Origin of the sequence: Neobacillus bataviensis LMG 21833, assembly GCF_000307875.1 — a bacterium.
In the GTDB taxonomy this organism is placed as follows: domain Bacteria; phylum Bacillota; class Bacilli; order Bacillales; family Cytobacillaceae; genus Neobacillus; species Neobacillus bataviensis.
In genome coordinates, this window is the sequence record NZ_AJLS01000124.1 from 17,111 (window position 1) to 32,579 (window position 15,469).

The 15,469-nt window shown below is 39.4% G+C and carries 14 protein-coding genes; all 14 read left to right on the forward strand.

Annotated features, from left to right (window positions below):
- Position 1 precedes the first annotated feature (1 nt).
- The 14 genes from BABA_RS17600 to BABA_RS17665 all read left to right on the forward strand — a co-directional run bounded on the left by BABA_RS17600 (position 2) and on the right by BABA_RS17665 (position 15,409).
- Positions 2–988: a branched-chain amino acid ABC transporter permease gene (locus tag BABA_RS17600; RefSeq protein WP_007086575.1), complete on the forward strand. Its 987-nt coding sequence runs from the start codon at positions 2–4 to the stop codon at positions 986–988.
- Positions 972–1,748, forward strand: a complete 777-nt coding sequence (locus BABA_RS17605) for an ABC transporter ATP-binding protein (RefSeq protein WP_007086576.1) — start codon at positions 972–974, stop codon at positions 1,746–1,748. Before BABA_RS17600 ends, BABA_RS17605 begins: the two co-directional genes overlap by 17 nt.
- Positions 1,732–2,436: an ABC transporter ATP-binding protein gene (locus tag BABA_RS17610; protein ID WP_007086577.1), complete on the forward strand. Its 705-nt coding sequence runs from the start codon at positions 1,732–1,734 to the stop codon at positions 2,434–2,436. The genes BABA_RS17605 and BABA_RS17610 overlap by 17 nt, the downstream gene beginning before the upstream one ends.
- A 189-nt stretch (positions 2,437–2,625) precedes the next feature.
- Entirely contained in the window at positions 2,626–3,297 is a 672-nt protein-coding gene (locus tag BABA_RS17615) for a GntR family transcriptional regulator (protein WP_007086578.1), read from the forward strand.
- A 507-nt stretch (positions 3,298–3,804) separates the two neighbouring features.
- Positions 3,805–4,989: an acyl-CoA dehydrogenase family protein gene (locus BABA_RS17620; RefSeq protein WP_007086579.1), complete on the forward strand. Its 1,185-nt coding sequence runs from the start codon at positions 3,805–3,807 to the stop codon at positions 4,987–4,989.
- A gap of 86 nt (positions 4,990–5,075) precedes the next feature.
- On the forward strand, positions 5,076–5,555 hold the full coding sequence (locus tag BABA_RS17625; protein WP_007086580.1) for a flavin reductase family protein: 480 nt from the start codon (positions 5,076–5,078) through the stop codon (positions 5,553–5,555).
- A 22-nt stretch (positions 5,556–5,577) separates the two neighbouring features.
- Entirely contained in the window at positions 5,578–6,399 is an 822-nt protein-coding gene (locus tag BABA_RS17630; protein ID WP_007086581.1) for an FAD synthetase family protein, read from the forward strand.
- Between the two features lie 33 nt (positions 6,400–6,432).
- Positions 6,433–7,413 (forward strand): DODA-type extradiol aromatic ring-opening family dioxygenase, encoded by a 981-nt coding sequence (locus tag BABA_RS17635; RefSeq protein WP_007086582.1) that lies wholly within the window; start codon positions 6,433–6,435, stop codon positions 7,411–7,413.
- 26 nt (positions 7,414–7,439) lie between these two features.
- Positions 7,440–8,330 (forward strand): alpha/beta fold hydrolase, encoded by an 891-nt coding sequence (locus BABA_RS17640; RefSeq protein WP_007086583.1) that lies wholly within the window; start codon positions 7,440–7,442, stop codon positions 8,328–8,330.
- A 360-nt stretch (positions 8,331–8,690) separates the two neighbouring features.
- Positions 8,691–9,992: an MFS transporter gene (locus BABA_RS17645; protein ID WP_007086584.1), complete on the forward strand. Its 1,302-nt coding sequence runs from the start codon at positions 8,691–8,693 to the stop codon at positions 9,990–9,992.
- 262 nt (positions 9,993–10,254) lie between these two features.
- On the forward strand, positions 10,255–12,132 hold the full coding sequence (locus tag BABA_RS17650; RefSeq protein ID WP_007086585.1) for a XylR N-terminal domain-containing protein: 1,878 nt from the start codon (positions 10,255–10,257) through the stop codon (positions 12,130–12,132).
- A gap of 220 nt (positions 12,133–12,352) precedes the next feature.
- On the forward strand, positions 12,353–13,300 hold the full coding sequence (locus BABA_RS17655) for a VOC family protein (RefSeq protein WP_040346830.1): 948 nt from the start codon (positions 12,353–12,355) through the stop codon (positions 13,298–13,300).
- Positions 13,301–13,322: 22 nt separating this feature from the next.
- On the forward strand, positions 13,323–14,168 hold the full coding sequence (locus BABA_RS17660; protein WP_007086587.1) for an alpha/beta fold hydrolase: 846 nt from the start codon (positions 13,323–13,325) through the stop codon (positions 14,166–14,168).
- A 56-nt stretch (positions 14,169–14,224) separates the two neighbouring features.
- Entirely contained in the window at positions 14,225–15,409 is a 1,185-nt protein-coding gene (locus tag BABA_RS17665) for an acyl-CoA dehydrogenase family protein (protein ID WP_007086588.1), read from the forward strand.
- Positions 15,410–15,469 lie beyond the last annotated feature (60 nt).

The window sequence follows — 15,469 nt, forward strand, 5'->3', positions numbered from 1 at the left end:
TTTGCTTACATTTTTAAAAAATAAAATTTTTCTATTCCTTTTAATTTTATTCCTATTATTCTTTCCATTCATTGTTGGGGGTTCCGGTTATTTTTTAACGCTTTCTGCTATGACTTGTATCTATATCATTAGCTCTTTGTCCATAAATTTACTTGTCGGTTTCGGTGGTCAAATTTCAGTGGGGAATGCTGGATTTTTGGCAATTGGTGGTTATACAGTAGCTATTGTTTCCAATATGTTTGGACTGCCAATCTGGCTTACATTGCCTTTGTCTGGTATAATTACGGGCCTGGTTAGCATTGTTATAGGGATTCCTGCTGTGAGATTAAGCGGTCCCTTCCTTGCAGTTGCTACTCTGGGGTTTGCTGTTTCCGTTCCGCAAATCGCCTTGAATTGGGAGTCACTTACAAACGGTTATTCTGGGTTATCGGTTAATCGTCCTATGCTAGTGACTTCCGATACTGAGTTTTTTTACGTTATAGCAGGACTTACACTCCTCATTTGCTGGATGTTAAAGAACATTATAAAAAGCGGGATGGGAAGGGCTTTTGTGGCTATTCGCGATAGTGAGGTAGCAGCAGAGGCCAATGGAATCAATGTAGCTTTCTATAAAACTGTCATGTTTGCGGTTAGTGCCTTTTTTACTGGAATTGCTGGGGGACTCTATAGTTACTGGATTGGCTATGTTAGCCCTGATGACTTTTCGATTGTTAGTTCCCTAATCCTTCTTGCCATGATCGTTGTTGGAGGGATTGGGACCATCTCTGGATCCATTATTGGTGCCATCCTATTAACAGTAATACCACATTTTACAGATTCCTATATTGGAGTGACCAATGTTGCCATTGGAATTGCTGTTGTCATCATCATTCTATTCCGACCGAAAGGTTTAGTTTCAATATATGATTCAATAAAAAATCGCAAAAAGGAAATTGGGGTAAAGCCCCCAAGTAGGGGAGGGATTGAAACGGATGTTAAAATTTCATGATGTGACAGTGCAATTTGATGGTTTAACAGCCATTGATGGTCTTTCCTTCGAAATAACACCAGGAAATATCCATTCCATTATTGGCCCAAACGGTGCTGGGAAAACAACCATTTTTAATTGTATTAGCCGCTTTTATACTCCTTCAAATGGTGAAATAACATTTGAAAATAAAAATTTATTATCCGTAAAACCCCATCAAGTAATTCAATGCGGGATTTCACGCAGCTTTCAAAACGTTGAACTTTTTTCAGAGATGACCGTTTTAGAAAATATGTTAACAGGGCTGCATTCAAAGATTAAAAGAAATATATTTTCAATTGCCTTGAACTTGCCTTCGAACCGCAGGAAAGAAGAGGAATCCATACAAAAGGCCTATCAATTATTGGAACTCATGCAATTATCTCATTTTGCAAACGAAAAAGTATCAAATCTCTCATTTGGGTATCAAAAAATGGTAGATATTGCTCGTGCGATGATGGCTGAACCTAAATTATTGCTTCTTGATGAGCCAGTTGCTGGAATGAATCCAGTGGAAACGAAACAAATTAGTAATTTGTTATTAAAAATAAAACGTGAGATGAATTACACCATTTTGTTAATAGAGCATGATATGTCCTTAGTCATGAAGGTTTCTGACTATGTCACGGTTATGAATTTTGGTCAAAAAATCGCTGAAGGAATTCCAGATGATGTTCAAAATAATCCTAGAGTAATTGAAGCCTACTTAGGGGAGGATAAGTCCATTGCTCAAATTAGATAACATTCATGTCTATTATGACCATGTCCATGCATTAAAAGGAATATCAATAGAGGTAAAGAAGGGTTCGATTGTCTCCCTTTTGGGAGCAAATGGGGCCGGGAAATCAACTGCATTAAAAACCATATCCCTACTTTTAAAGCCTAAAAAAGGTGATTACTTATTTGAAGATTCACCTATGCTTAAAAAATCATCAAGTGATGTAGTAAAAGCCGGAATTATTCATTGTCCAGAAGGGCGAAGGGTATTCCCTTTATTAACGGTGATGGAAAACTTAAAGGCTGGTTCATACATTAGAAAAGATAAAGAACAGATTAAACATGATCTGGAAAAAGTGTTTACCTATTTTCCTAGACTTCAAGAGCGCCAAAATCAAAAGGCTGGCACACTTAGCGGCGGGGAGCAACAAATGTTAGCGATTGGAAGAGCTTTAATGGGGAATCCTAAAATATTACTTTTGGATGAGCCATCATTAGGAATTGCTCCGATTCTTGTTAAGGAAATTTTTGAGATTATTAAAGAAATAAACTCTGAGGGTACCACGATTTTATTAGTTGAGCAAAATGCAAATATGGCTTTAGAAATATCAGACTATTCCTATGTTTTAGAGAATGGTCATGTTGCTTTACAAGGGAAATCCGAGCACCTAAAAGATGACCCTGAAGTACGCAGACTTTACTTAGGGGGTTAATGATTTGAAATTGATTTTTAGATGTTTGTAAGGGATAGGAAAATGAAAAAGGAGTGAAAACCTTGACCGAAGTACATAATCCAAACCTTTAGTCGTAATCTGTTGGAGTTTTATTTTTGTGGTAAAATATTTGTGAACAAAACCTAATATAATTTTAAAAATAAAGGATTGTCCACAAAGGAGTTATTTATGGAAGATTTCTATACATCTTTTCCAAAGGCCCCAAAAATGAAATTTATTTCTGTTTATGAACAGTTGAGGATGGATTTGTTAGCGGGAAAGTGGGATTTTGGTGAAAAAATATCAGTAAATGAATTAATTGATAGATTCAAGGTCTCTAGAAGGCCAATTATGGATGCCTTGAAAATGCTAGAAGGCAATGGTTTTATTGAAATTATTCCCCAATCTGGCTGTAAGGTTATTGATTACTCTAAAAAAAACATAATAGATCAGCTCTTGCTTAGTTCAGCAATAGAATCCTTGGCCGCAGAATTAGCAGCAATCCATCATCAAAGGGAAGAAATCGAAAAACTTGAAAATTACCATTTACAAATCAAAAATAAGCCTGAAGAGTTGAGGAGTAAAATAGAATATCATAAATATTCTCGTAATTTCCACTATTCAGTCCAAATGATGACTCATTCGGAAATCATAATAAAAAACACGATGCAGATATGGGCGTTAACAGATTTTTATTTATTAAATTCTTTTGATTATTTTATGTTTGATCCATCAGAGTCGATAGAGGGACGCAATAAAATCTTAACTTGTATTAAAAATAGAAACGCAACTGAAGCAAAGAAATCGATGGAGGAATATACATTAAACTTTATTGAGACACTTAGAAACCGACTGCCTTAAAACAAGGGAACTGAAGATCCTTTGGATTTTTTAAAAAGATTCTATGGAAGTAACCAAAAAAACGACTCAAAATTAAAATGTGATTTCTGAGTCGCTTTTTTATTTAAATTGAGCTCATTTTTATTTTTATTTTTATCAATTAGTTGCAATATTCTTTTTAGATTTACTGCAAATATAGCCATTGCACCTTGCAATTCCGTGCCTAATAGACCCGAAGATTTCGAACACTATACCCGGAGAAGAGGTGGGACACCCTTAAACCCCTATTCTCTATTCTACTGGTAATCTACTTTATTTGAAAAGAACAAAAACTTACTACATAAAGATAAATTATGGACATTTTCTGCCCTAGTCTGAAAATTATAAATTAACTAAACTATAGATATGGTAAACAATATAAACAAGTTAGAAATGAAGTTAATGTAAGCGGTAACAGATGTTTTGTTTAATTGATCCGCAGAATCGTTGGATTATGTACATCATTAGAAAAACGTTAGGGGTGTTAACATGGAAAATTATGCAGTAGGAGAAAAAAGTGTAACAGTTGAGGAATTATTAGCCGGGGCGGAGCGAATCGGAAAATTAGCCGAGCAGGAGGCAGCGGAAGCAGAGAAAAACGCCACAATCTCACAAAATGTAGTCGATCTTATTAAGGAAACAAAAATCGCACGGATGATGCTTCCAAAAAAATATGGTGGTCCGCAGGCAGATTTGAAAACGTTTGCGAAGGTTGTCCGCAAGGTAGCCAATTATAATATTTCAGCAGCATGGCTGAGCTATCTATATCCACTTCACAATATGCTCCCGGCCTTTCTTCCTGAAAAGGGTGCAGACGAAGTCATCAACCAGGGCGGATTAATTTGCGATATCTTTGCAGCATTAGGTAAAGCAGAACGAGATGGCGATGGATATCGTATCAGCGGAAAGTGGAGCTTTGTCAGCGGTGTCAACTATAGTGACTGGGTTGGTGTCGGGGTGATGATTCAGTTCCCTGAAAGTGAAAAACCTGTGTATTGCCTGCCGATGATAAACGTTTCTGAAGTGGAAGTCATCCACAATTGGGATACCTTTGGGTTAAGAGGTTCGGGAAGCAATCAGATTATTGCCAATGATGTATATGTTCCGATGGAGCGTATTTTACGGTTAGATCAAGCCGAGCTTACAAGAAGACCGCCTTTAGAAGAATATGATACTGATTATCCATTCTATCATGTTCCATTCTTTCCTTCTTTCTATCTTGGATTTGGGTACATGGCACTTGGCGGGGCAGAACGGATTCTTCAAGAATTCAAAGTTCTTACCGAAAAACGCGTACGTTTAATGGATGGTGTAAGGGAAAGTGAGTCACCAAGGAGCCAGCGGGTATTAGCGGAAATGACAACCGACTTTCACGTTGCTGAAAGCTTATTGGATAAATATATTGACTTGCTAGAAAACTATGAAAAGGATGGCTGTAAAACACAGCCTTCTGAATTCTTCGCGATTCGGACGAAAGCTATTAAGATTTGCGTGGATATCGCTGTCAGAGCATTATTGACTTTAGGTGGCGGCGCTCTGTATAAAGGCGGTCCAATGGAATTGTTCTTACGGGATATCATCTCCGTCGCTACACATAAAACTTCATTATATGAAGATGCGGTTGCTGCATATGGTAAAGATTTGTTTGGTTTTGAAAGCGGTGTTAGGGGATAACTATCCTTCCAGCGGGGGATGTTTGGAGTAAATAAAAGATTAAAAGTTTTATTTAGTGAAATTTTTATCACAGGAGGTTTTTTTTAATGGATGATCGTCAATTTCGTCAAGCAATGGGGAAATTTGCAACAGGTGTTACCGTTATTGCAACAGAAGTAGAGGGTGATGTCCACGGCATGACAGCGAATGCTTTTATGTCTGTGTCGCTCGATCCAAAACTTGTTGTCATTTCAATCGGGGAAAAGGCAAAAATCTTGAATAAAATTAAAGAAAGTAACATTTTCACTGTAAATATTTTAGCAGCTGACCAGCAGGAGCTTTCGATGATTTTCGCCGGTCAATTGAAAGAGCATAAGGAAGTCGAATTCGGCCGCCTTGATGGAAAGCCGGTATTGACTGGTGCAGTAACACAGATTGCATGTGAGGTATCGGCCGAGCATGTTGAAGGCGACCACACTTTGTTTATTGGAAAAGTAACCGATATTCACCTTGAAGACAAAGAACCATTAATTTTTTACAGTGGCAAGTATCGTTCAATAGTTGAACAACAGCCCGTGACCATTTAAAAAACTTGAAGGGAGACCATTTATGGAAACAATTCACTTAAACATGAGTAATTTGGCAGAATGGCAGAAAAGGGCGAGGCCAAATGTGATGGCACTTGGTTGTTTCGATGGTCTCCATCACGGTCATAGTAGAGTAATCAAAACCGCCTTACAAAAGGCAGAAGAAAAACAGGTATCGTTATCTGTTATGAGTTTCTTTCCTCATCCGAAGACTGTTATCTCAAAAGGGAAAGTTCACATTCATTATTTAATGCCTCTTGAAGAAAAAGAGGCAAAGCTTCGGGAAATGGGCGTCGATACCTTTTATATCGTTGAATTTAACCAAGAGTTTGCCGGATTGTCACCGGAAGAGTTTGTGACCAACTACTTAGTCGAATTCGGAGTGGTGCATGCAGTTGCTGGTTTTGATTTTTCCTATGGCTGCCGCGGTGCGGGGCATCTCGATCGCCTAGGCGATGATTCCGAGGGCCTAATCGAGGTGACAAAAGTAGCAAAAGTAGAATGCCGCGGGGAGAAAGTTAGCTCTACTTGTATCCGCGAACGATTGTTAACAGGGAATGTCGAGGAACTGCCTGATTTTCTTGGTCAGCTATATGAAATTAAATGTGAGTGGGACGGCGTTATACTGAGGACACAGCCATTCTATACTCTCCCTGCACCAGGACGCTACTTCGTTACACTCAAAAATGAAAGCAGTTCCATCCAATCCGAATTACTCGTTAAGGAAGACCTATCACTTTTATGTGTGAAAGATATTCCTTCCTTCATGAAGGGCAGGGTATCCATTGTGTGGCATAGCCGCATTTTAGAAGAAACAAATAAAAAGAAATTATTAATCTCTTAAGCTTATTATTTTAAAAAAAAGGAAGTGGGAAATATGGCTGAAATTATTGCAGGTGTGGCAATGTCACACAGCCCGATGATCATGACGAATGAAGCGGGTGCGGGAGAAAAAGGGCAGCGTTTCTTACAAACAGCGGCAGGAATGCAAAAATGGCTGGAGAACGTTGGTGCTGACGTCATTGTATTGATATCTGATGACCATTTTAATAGTTATTTCTACGACCACATGCCGTCCTTTACGATTGGGATTGGTGAATGTGAAGGCTGGGGAGACTGGCAGCTGCCAAAATACAATGTTCCTGTACAGCAAGAACTAGCGAAACACATTCTTCATACTAGCTTGGAAAATAATGTTGATTTTGCCTTTACGTTGAAAATGAAGATTGACCACGGTCACACACAAGGGATTTACTTTTTAAATCCTGATCTTAAAATACCAGTTGTTCCAATTGCAGTGAATACGTCTGCACCGCCGCTGCCCACAATGGACCGCTGTTTTCAGCTTGGTGAAATCGTCCGGAAGGCGATTGAGTCATGGGATCAGGATCTTAAAGTGGCGATTGTTGCCTCTGGCGGGTTATCGCACTGGGTGCCGATTCCAAAGATTGAAAGTGAAAAGCCAGAAGACCAATTCTTGATTAATGTCTTAAAAAATGGCCGCCAGGAAATCGACCAGCTTGATGAATATTTAAAGCTACGGGAAACGAATGTAACAAGAATTAAATCAGGTCCAGTGAATGAGCAGATTGACCGGGAATTTTTACGACTGGTGACTGAAAAGGATTTTACAACCTTAAGAAACTGGAGTGCTGCTTATATCGAGGAACATTTAGGAAACGGCGGTCAGGAAATTCATAACTGGCTTGTACTGCTAGGGATCCTGAAAAATTTTGATGCAAGTGTCGCCTGCTATGAGCCGATTCCGGAATGGGTAACTGGAATGGCAATTGTCCAGTTCTCACAGCCAGTTGAGCAAAAGACAGGTCAATCATCGGAATACGAATTAAGTAAATAAACTTTTTTGAAAAAGGAGAGATTTAGATGACTATTTGGACAGATTTAGCTGATTTAGAATATAAACTCTATTATTTGGACGCTAATGGGATTAAAACGCGAGTACTAGAAGCGGGAACAGGGGAACCATTGATTCTGCTTCATGGCACCGGCGGCCATATTGAGGCCTATGCGAGAAATATGAAGGGCTTAAGTGAGCATTTTCGCGTCATCAATATTGATATGGTAGGGCATGGCTTTACAGATAAACCGGATCGTCAGTACGGTATTGACTATTATAGTGACCATTTATTATGGGTGATTCAAGCCTTAGATTTGAAGCAAGTCTATCTTTCTGGTGAATCCCTGGGCGGATGGGTAGCCGCTTGGTTTGCAGCTGAACATCCAGAATATGTAAAAGCCATGGTTTTAAATACTCCTGGAAACGTGAACAACAAGCCTGAAGTGATGCAAAGATTGAAGGATTCTACTTTAAAAGCTGTACTTGAAGCAAATTATGAAAATGTGAAAACACGCCTTGAGTGGTTAATGTATGATAAGAGCCAAGTAACAGAAGAATTAATTGAAACTCGTTATAAAATTTATACACAGCCATCCTATCAAGAAGCCGTACATCATATCGTTTGCCTTCAGGACATCGAGATAAGAAAGCTATACAGCTGGGATCCATCATGGTGCGGAAAAATCAACGTTCCTACATTGTTAGCTTGGACAGACCATGATCCAACTTCAACGGTCGAAGAAGCGAAACCAATTCAAGATATGATTCCAAATAGCAAATTAGTGGTCATTAAAGATGCGGGTCACTGGCCGCAATGGGAAAAACCAGAAGAATTTAACAACGTTTTAATAGATTTCTTACTTAATAGTGGAAAAGAAGCAGTTAATCAAGAAGATCCTGCATTAGCATCTAAATAAAAGGCCGTTTTTTTTAGAGAAAGTTGCCTTAAAGAACTACATTTTAGTGTATAATTACACCTTATTTGCAAATTTAGCACGCTTATTTGCGAATACGGCATGTTTATTTGCGAATCAAAATAAGCAACCATATTACAGAAATGAGCAAAATAATTTAGACCAACCATTGAGAGCGCTACCTGCATTGATTCATTAGTATACATAAATTTGAATCTATGAGATAGTGCTCTATTTTTTATTAAAAGGAGTTTTTCTTTAAGTAATAGGTCAGGGGTCTTTCCATTGGGGAGTGGAAAGGTCTTCCTGTAAAGCAATTATTTCTATTCATATGAAAATGGGAGAAATTTAAGGAGGTTCCATATGGAGCAAAAGAAAGGTGCAGTTTCCAAAAAAGCGTGGGTTATCATTTTCTTATTATTTTTATTAACCGTTATTAGTAATGCCGATAAGGCAATTATTGGGTTCGCTTCGGTTCCAATTATCAAGGAATTGGGATTAACGCCAGAGCAATGGGGTGTAGTTGGCAGTGTCTTCTTCCTACTGTACTCACTTGCGGCTGTATTAGGTGGAAGTCTGGCCGATAAAATTGGTACGAAAAAAGTAATTGTCGGTATGGTTGTGTTATGGTCGATTGTTCAAGTTTCAACCGTCTTTGTCAGCAGTTTTGCTTTTTTATTGGTGACAAGAATCATTTTAGGAGCCGGGGAAGGTCCATCATACGCTTTAGCGATGACAGCAGCCTCAAAGTATCTTCCAAAGGAAAAGTTGGGTATTGGGTTAACACTGGTTTCGGTCGGTGGACCGCTTGGTGTTGCGATTTCAGCACCTGTTTTAATGCATCTTATTATGAATTATGGCTGGCGTTCGGCGTTTATTGCTACCGGAGCAGTCGGGTTTATTTGGACAATAGTGTGGATTTTCGCCGCTAAGGGGAAAGCAGTTACACAAGGAGAATCTGCTGAGACGAAAGGCAATTCTCAAGGATCAGTGGTTCAGAATGAAACAAAATTCACCTCTGTTTTATTTTCGAAAAACTTTATCTTCGTTGCCTTATGTGGGTTTGCCACTTATTGGTCGTTTACGATTGGATTGAACTGGCTGCCTAACTATCTGGAAAATGTCCGGAAATTGAGTGCAGAAACCTTAAGTATTGTTGTCGCATTGCCTTGGATTATGATTACTCTATCGCAGATTACATTTTCAACTGTTTCGGATCGGATTTATAAAAAGACAAAGAGCATGGTAAAGGGACGGATTTTTGTCCTTGGCCCTGTCATGGCAGCAGGAGCGGTCAGCTACTTCTTGGGTACAATCGTCAGCTCCAATATTTTAGCAATTGCCTTATTATCACTTGGATTAACATTTGGCTGTATTACCTTAGTTATGGGACCGGCCATTCTGGTGGATTTGGTTTCTCATAAGCATCAAGGGAAAATTCAAGGCTGGTTTATGGCCATCACTTCACTGGGCGGTATCGTTGGTCCATATGTAACGGGCTGGCTGATTGGGCACTCAGCCAACCAGGCTGCAGGTTTTCATTACGCGTTCCAGTTATGTGGACTGATCCTGCTTGTTTGCGGAGGTTTAGTGTGGCTGGCGGTTCGTCCGAAAAAGTACGAAAATTCTGCTTCATTAGATGCAAATATAACAAATGTTGTGTAAAATAAGGTAAATAGCTTATTAATTTATGATTTGATAATCAGCAGGATACTTGGCAGCAGTAAGCAAAATTCTTGCTTAGTCTTAAGTTGCGTATGATGGCGAACAGTGTAACTGTTCGCCCTTTTAGTTAAAAATGAAAGCAGTTACATTGGTAGATTGCAATGCCAATTGCTAGAAAAGAACCCTGTGGACAAAACTACACAATAAAGTCAGGTACATATTTGTAAAGATATCATCATCCCAAAATGAAGGGGACGATAACATGAGAATCAGTTTTTCTGAACATAATTATAACCACAATTTACCGGTCTATGGCCGCAAAATTGTAACATCCTCCACAGCGCTCGGTATTCTCCGTGAGCAGCTGGCTAAGAATATTGGAATTGAACGAATAAAAGGGTTTCTTATTCGTTTTGGCTGGGAATTAGGTGTGAACGACGCAAAGGAAATTATGCAAACCAATCAGTCAATTGACTATTTAATTAAAAATGGGCCAATCCTTCATGGGGAGAATGGGCATTTTCTTGGTACAGAATATGAAGGATATGCTGAGTTAGACGAAGACCAAAACCTGATCTCAACCCAAGGTTCAGGGATTTGGATTGACTCCTATGAGGCGTTGGAGCATATTAAACAACTAGGGCTTTCTGCTGCACCAGTTTGTCATACACTTGTTGGCTATTCCAGCGGCTTTATGTCAACGGTTTGTGGCAAGCCTGTCATCGTAAAAGAGGTTTCATGTATTGGAAAAGGGGATAAGGAGTGCCGCTGGATTGTACGAACACAAAAAGAATGGGAAGATGAAGGCGGAGACGAATGGGATATTTTTAATGAAACTCCTATCGTTAAGGAACTTGAGTATACGTATGAACAATTACTTGAACAAAAAAATTTAATCACACGGCTTGCAGATTTTCAAAAAAGATTAACAGAGGAAATAGCAAGCGGGGGGGATTTACAATCTATTGCCAATACTGTGGAGAAAATAGTTCACCTGCCAACTATGATTGATGATATTGATTTCCGTACCATCAGTTATTCAGGTGTATCGAGTGAAGTGTTCAAGGAATTAACAGCAGATATCCAACATTTTTATATTGATGAACATGTATCAACTTTAAGCCGAAGAGAAAAACAACAATTACCTTTTCGAAATAAAACGATTAAAACAACCATTCAGGAACGATTGATTGCCCCCATTCTTGTGCAAAAAGAAGTTATTGGATATTGTGCCTTCATATATGATGGTGTGAAAAAGAGCAAATCGGAAGAAGATTATTTATTTCTCGAGCGGTTTGCCAATGCAGCTTCACTCATTCTCTTAAATGAAAAAACAAGGTTTGAATCCTTTGAGAGAATGAAGGGTAATTTTCTGGAGCAGCTTTTAGATGGTCATCTCCCTGAAAATGAAATCCTTAGCAGAGGAAAATATACAGGTTTGGATTTGGGAAGACCCTATGTTATTGCAGTAATGGACCATAAGAAGTCACAAATTTCCTTTGAAGAGGAATTTCGTTTACATGAACAAATCCTCGAAGCGACTTTTCGATTTTTTTCTAAAAAAAATCAAAATATTTTAGCAGGCCAGCGGGAAAATACGATCGTTCTCCTAATTTCAACCGAAACGATGACTACTTCCATGATCTATAACTCGATAAAGGAATTTCATCTAGATTTACAAAAAAACTATCCTAAAATGGAATTCAAATTAGGAATCAGCAGTGCAGGGGATGAGATTAAAGAAATACAAGATTACTATGAAGAGGCTGTTATGGCCTTAAGATTAAATAAAAAAATGAACCTAGTATTTTTTGATTCTTTAGGAATTATGGGTGTCATGATCAATTCAAAAAATAAGGATAAGATCTATAAATTGGCTAAAAAGGCGCTTGGACCTTTATATGATTTCAAAGATCCTAAAAATCTAGAGCTATTGAAAACATTGTATTATTTTCTACTAAATGGAGGAAACCTAAAACTAACCACGCATGATCTTTCGTTATCCATGAGCGGGTTGAGGCATAGATTAGAAAAGATTGAAATTCTAGTTGAAAAAGATCTTCGAGATCCAAACCAAAATCATCAGTTGCTGACTATTGTAAAATCCTTAATTGCTTTAGGAGAATTAGAGATAGAATAGACCTTTTGAAACCAGTTCAAACATTGAACTGGTCTTTTTTAGGTAAAGCCATGGACTGGGTAGTTTGTCAAGGGCAAATATTAGTTAAAGTTTAAAAGAATGTCAAATAAATATTGCCCTGTTCTGAAAATTCGAAATTAATTAGTATTAAGACAAGATTTAAATGTAAGCGATGACAATTGTGAAATACCTATCTTTTACCTAAGGAGAGCGAATAATGATGTTAGTACCAGAAATTGCAAAGTTAGGCCATATTGCTTTAATCACACCAAATCTAGAAAAATCGCTTTGGTTTTTCCGGGATGTCCTTGGATTAGAAGAATCGGAAGAAAAAGAGGGGACACATTATTTACGAGCATGGGGTGACTTTGAACACCATACTCTTTCCTTAACTGCAGGCGACCGTTCCCATGTGGATCATATTGGCTGGCGTACAAAACGTCCTGAGGATGTAGAAGGATTTGCAGAGATGCTTGAAAAAGCAGGGACTGAAGTGAAGTGGATAGAAGCGGGCCATGAAGCAGGGCAAGGAAGAGCCATTCGCTTCCAGCTGCCAAGCAAGCATCCATTTGAAATCTATTATGATATGGAAAAACCCAAAGCACCAGAAGGATTAAAATCTGTTTTGAAAAACCAAACCTATAAGTCATGGAGAAAAGGGGTTTCCCCTCGCCGAATCGATCATGTGAATCTTGCAACCAACATGGATCCCGGAGGTATTCACACATGGCTGTCAGAGAATCTAGGATTTAAAATGCGAGAATATATAAAAATACCAAATGGCCCTGTTGTATCAGGATGGATGAGTGTCACCCCACTTGTTCACGATGTGGCTGTAATGGGGGATACCACAAACGCTGGTCCGAATCGTCTTCATCATCTTGCATATTGGCTTGATAATGCCCAGGATTTATTGCGTGCAGCCGATATTTTAAGTGAAGAATCTATTAAATTTGTTGGCCCTGGGAAGCATGGGATTTCTCAGGCGATGTATATCTATGTCAAGGATCCTGGAAGCGGCCACCGAGTTGAGATCTTTACGAATGGTTATTTAATATTTGAACCAGACTGGGAGCCAATCGAGTGGACACCGAAGGATATGGAGTTAGGGCTTACCTTCTGGGGAGAAAACGCAGTTGCAGGCAATGAAGATACCACGGAAGCCTAAAAGAGAGAGGAGCTTTAAGTAGATGGGTTCGTATGAAACAAAGAAAATTACTACAGGAAATTTTCAGACCTTTTATTGTGAAGGCGGAGAATCTAATTCGGAAACGATCATATTCCTTCATGGTTCAGGTCCTGGAGCTACCTCGGAAACAAACTGGAGAAATATTCTTCCTGCATTAACAGATCGCTATCATGTCATCGCACCTGACATGTATGGCTTTGGAAATACAGACCATCCTGATGAACCGCCCAAGAGTTTCTGGGAATGGACCAATTGCCGAGTGGAACAAGTTTTAGCGTTAATGGATCAATTGAAAATTGAGAGAGCGAAGCTAGTAGGAAATTCAATGGGGGGTTACGTTTCACTCAATCTGGTGATGACAGCACCGGAACGGTTTGAAAAAGTCCTGTTGATGGGTAGTGCTGGCGGTGAAGCCCCGCCAACTCCGGAGATTGGCAGAATGATAGGATTTTATCGCAATCCCACTCATGCAGCATTGGAAAATTTAACAAAGTGGTTTGTTTATGATGAAAAGAGCCTTGGCGGAGAGTTAGAATCCGTGCTACGCGAGCGCTATGAAATGATCATGCGTCCGGAGGTTCGAAAATCGTACCTTAACAATATGTTTCCAATGGGTCCGGGAGAAAACATCATTCCTCCATCGGCACTAAAACGAATGGAGCAGCCATTTTTATTATTGCATGGGGTAGAGGATCGCTTTGTTGCAAAGGAAAGCAGTCTCTCCATGCTGGAGCATCTTCCAAATGCCCAGCTGCATCTCTTCAAGGGCTGTGGTCATTGGATTCAAATCGAAAAACGGGAAAGTTTTTTTAACATGTTAGTTCGTTTTTTTGAAGGAGATATGTAAGGCGGTATTCATGAACTGGAGTAGGTAAGGAATTTTACTTATAAAGGAGTGTAAGGATGTCTAATTATACGGTAGAAAAAATGGAACAAATTCAGCAGCTGTTAGATGGGGCAGTAAAGGTCGGTAAGCTAGCTGAACTTGAGGCACAGGAAGCGGAGAAAAATGCCTCCATTTCAGAAAATGTAGTAGACCTATTAAAAGAAACACAGATTACAAGATTGCTGCTTCCGAAAAAATACGGTGGCCCCCAAATTGATTTAAAAACGTTCGCCAAGATTATCCGTACGGTATCTTATTATAATGTTTCTGCCGGCTGGTTAACCTATTTATTTCCGCTCCACAATACGCTGCCCTCCTATCTTCCTCCAAAAAGCAGGGACGAAGTAGTGAATCAGGGCGGGCTAATCTGCGATGTATTTGCACCGGTTGGAAAAGCAGAAAGAGATGGAGATGGCTTCCGGATTTCTGGAACCTATAATTTTGCAAGTGGTGTCCTGTTTAGTGACTGGGTCGGCTTAGGGGTGGTCATGGAGCATCCCGATAGCGACCGGCCGGAGTTTTGCATGCCGATCATTCCGATTTCTGAGGTGACGGTTGTGAAAAACTGGGATACGTTTGGATTGAGAGGAACAGGCAGCAATCAAGTGATTGCGGACAATGTGTATGTCCCGCTTGACCGGATTCTACGGTTAGAAGTCATGGATTCAACGAGAAGACCGCCAGAAAAAGATTACGATACGGAATACCCTTTTTATCATGTACCATTCTTCTCTGCATTCTATATTGGATTTGCCAATATTGCTCTCGGAGGGGCAGAACGGGCACTGGCTGAATTCAAGCAGCTCACGGAAAAACGGGTACGATTAATGGATAACACAAGGGAAAGCGAGTCACCGCGAAGCCAGAGGGTAATTGCTGAAGCCACAACCGAGTTTCGTACTGCTGAAGCTCTGATGGAGAAATACATTCAAATGCTGGAAAACTATGAAAATGAAAATGAGCGGACACCTGGCCCAGCAGAGTTTTTTGCCATTCGGACGAAAATTATCAAGTCGTGTGTAGATATCGTTGTACGCCTTCTCCTGACACTTGGAGGTGCAGCGCTCTATAAAGGCGGTCCGATTGAATTGATCTTAAGAGATTTAATCTCTGTCGGTACTCATAAAACTTCTTTATATGAAGATTCCGTTGCTTCGTATGGGAAAGAACTATTCGGATTTAACGGTGAGACATTAGGATAACAATAGACATTTTCATAATAACGCTTGGATGAATGCAGCAGATCCAAGCGTTATTTTTTT

Excerpts from the sequence above, each read along its gene's own strand:
- BABA_RS17605 (WP_007086576.1), top strand. The coding sequence starts at position 972 with ATGTTAAAATTTCATGATGTGACAGTGCAATTTGATGGTTTAACAGCC.
- BABA_RS17615 (WP_007086578.1), top strand. The coding sequence starts at position 2,626 with ATGGAAGATTTCTATACATCTTTTCCAAAGGCCCCAAAAATGAAATTT.
- BABA_RS17620 (WP_007086579.1), top strand. The coding sequence starts at position 3,805 with ATGGAAAATTATGCAGTAGGAGAAAAAAGTGTAACAGTTGAGGAATTA.
- BABA_RS17625 (WP_007086580.1), top strand. The coding sequence starts at position 5,076 with ATGGATGATCGTCAATTTCGTCAAGCAATGGGGAAATTTGCAACAGGT.
- BABA_RS17630 (WP_007086581.1), top strand. The coding sequence starts at position 5,578 with ATGGAAACAATTCACTTAAACATGAGTAATTTGGCAGAATGGCAGAAA.
- BABA_RS17635 (WP_007086582.1), top strand. The coding sequence starts at position 6,433 with ATGGCTGAAATTATTGCAGGTGTGGCAATGTCACACAGCCCGATGATC.
- BABA_RS17640 (WP_007086583.1), top strand. The coding sequence starts at position 7,440 with ATGACTATTTGGACAGATTTAGCTGATTTAGAATATAAACTCTATTAT.
- BABA_RS17645 (WP_007086584.1), top strand. The coding sequence starts at position 8,691 with ATGGAGCAAAAGAAAGGTGCAGTTTCCAAAAAAGCGTGGGTTATCATT.
- BABA_RS17650 (WP_007086585.1), top strand. The coding sequence starts at position 10,255 with ATGAGAATCAGTTTTTCTGAACATAATTATAACCACAATTTACCGGTC.
- BABA_RS17655 (WP_040346830.1), top strand. The coding sequence starts at position 12,353 with ATGTTAGTACCAGAAATTGCAAAGTTAGGCCATATTGCTTTAATCACA.
- BABA_RS17660 (WP_007086587.1), top strand. The coding sequence starts at position 13,323 with ATGGGTTCGTATGAAACAAAGAAAATTACTACAGGAAATTTTCAGACC.
- BABA_RS17665 (WP_007086588.1), top strand. The coding sequence starts at position 14,225 with ATGTCTAATTATACGGTAGAAAAAATGGAACAAATTCAGCAGCTGTTA.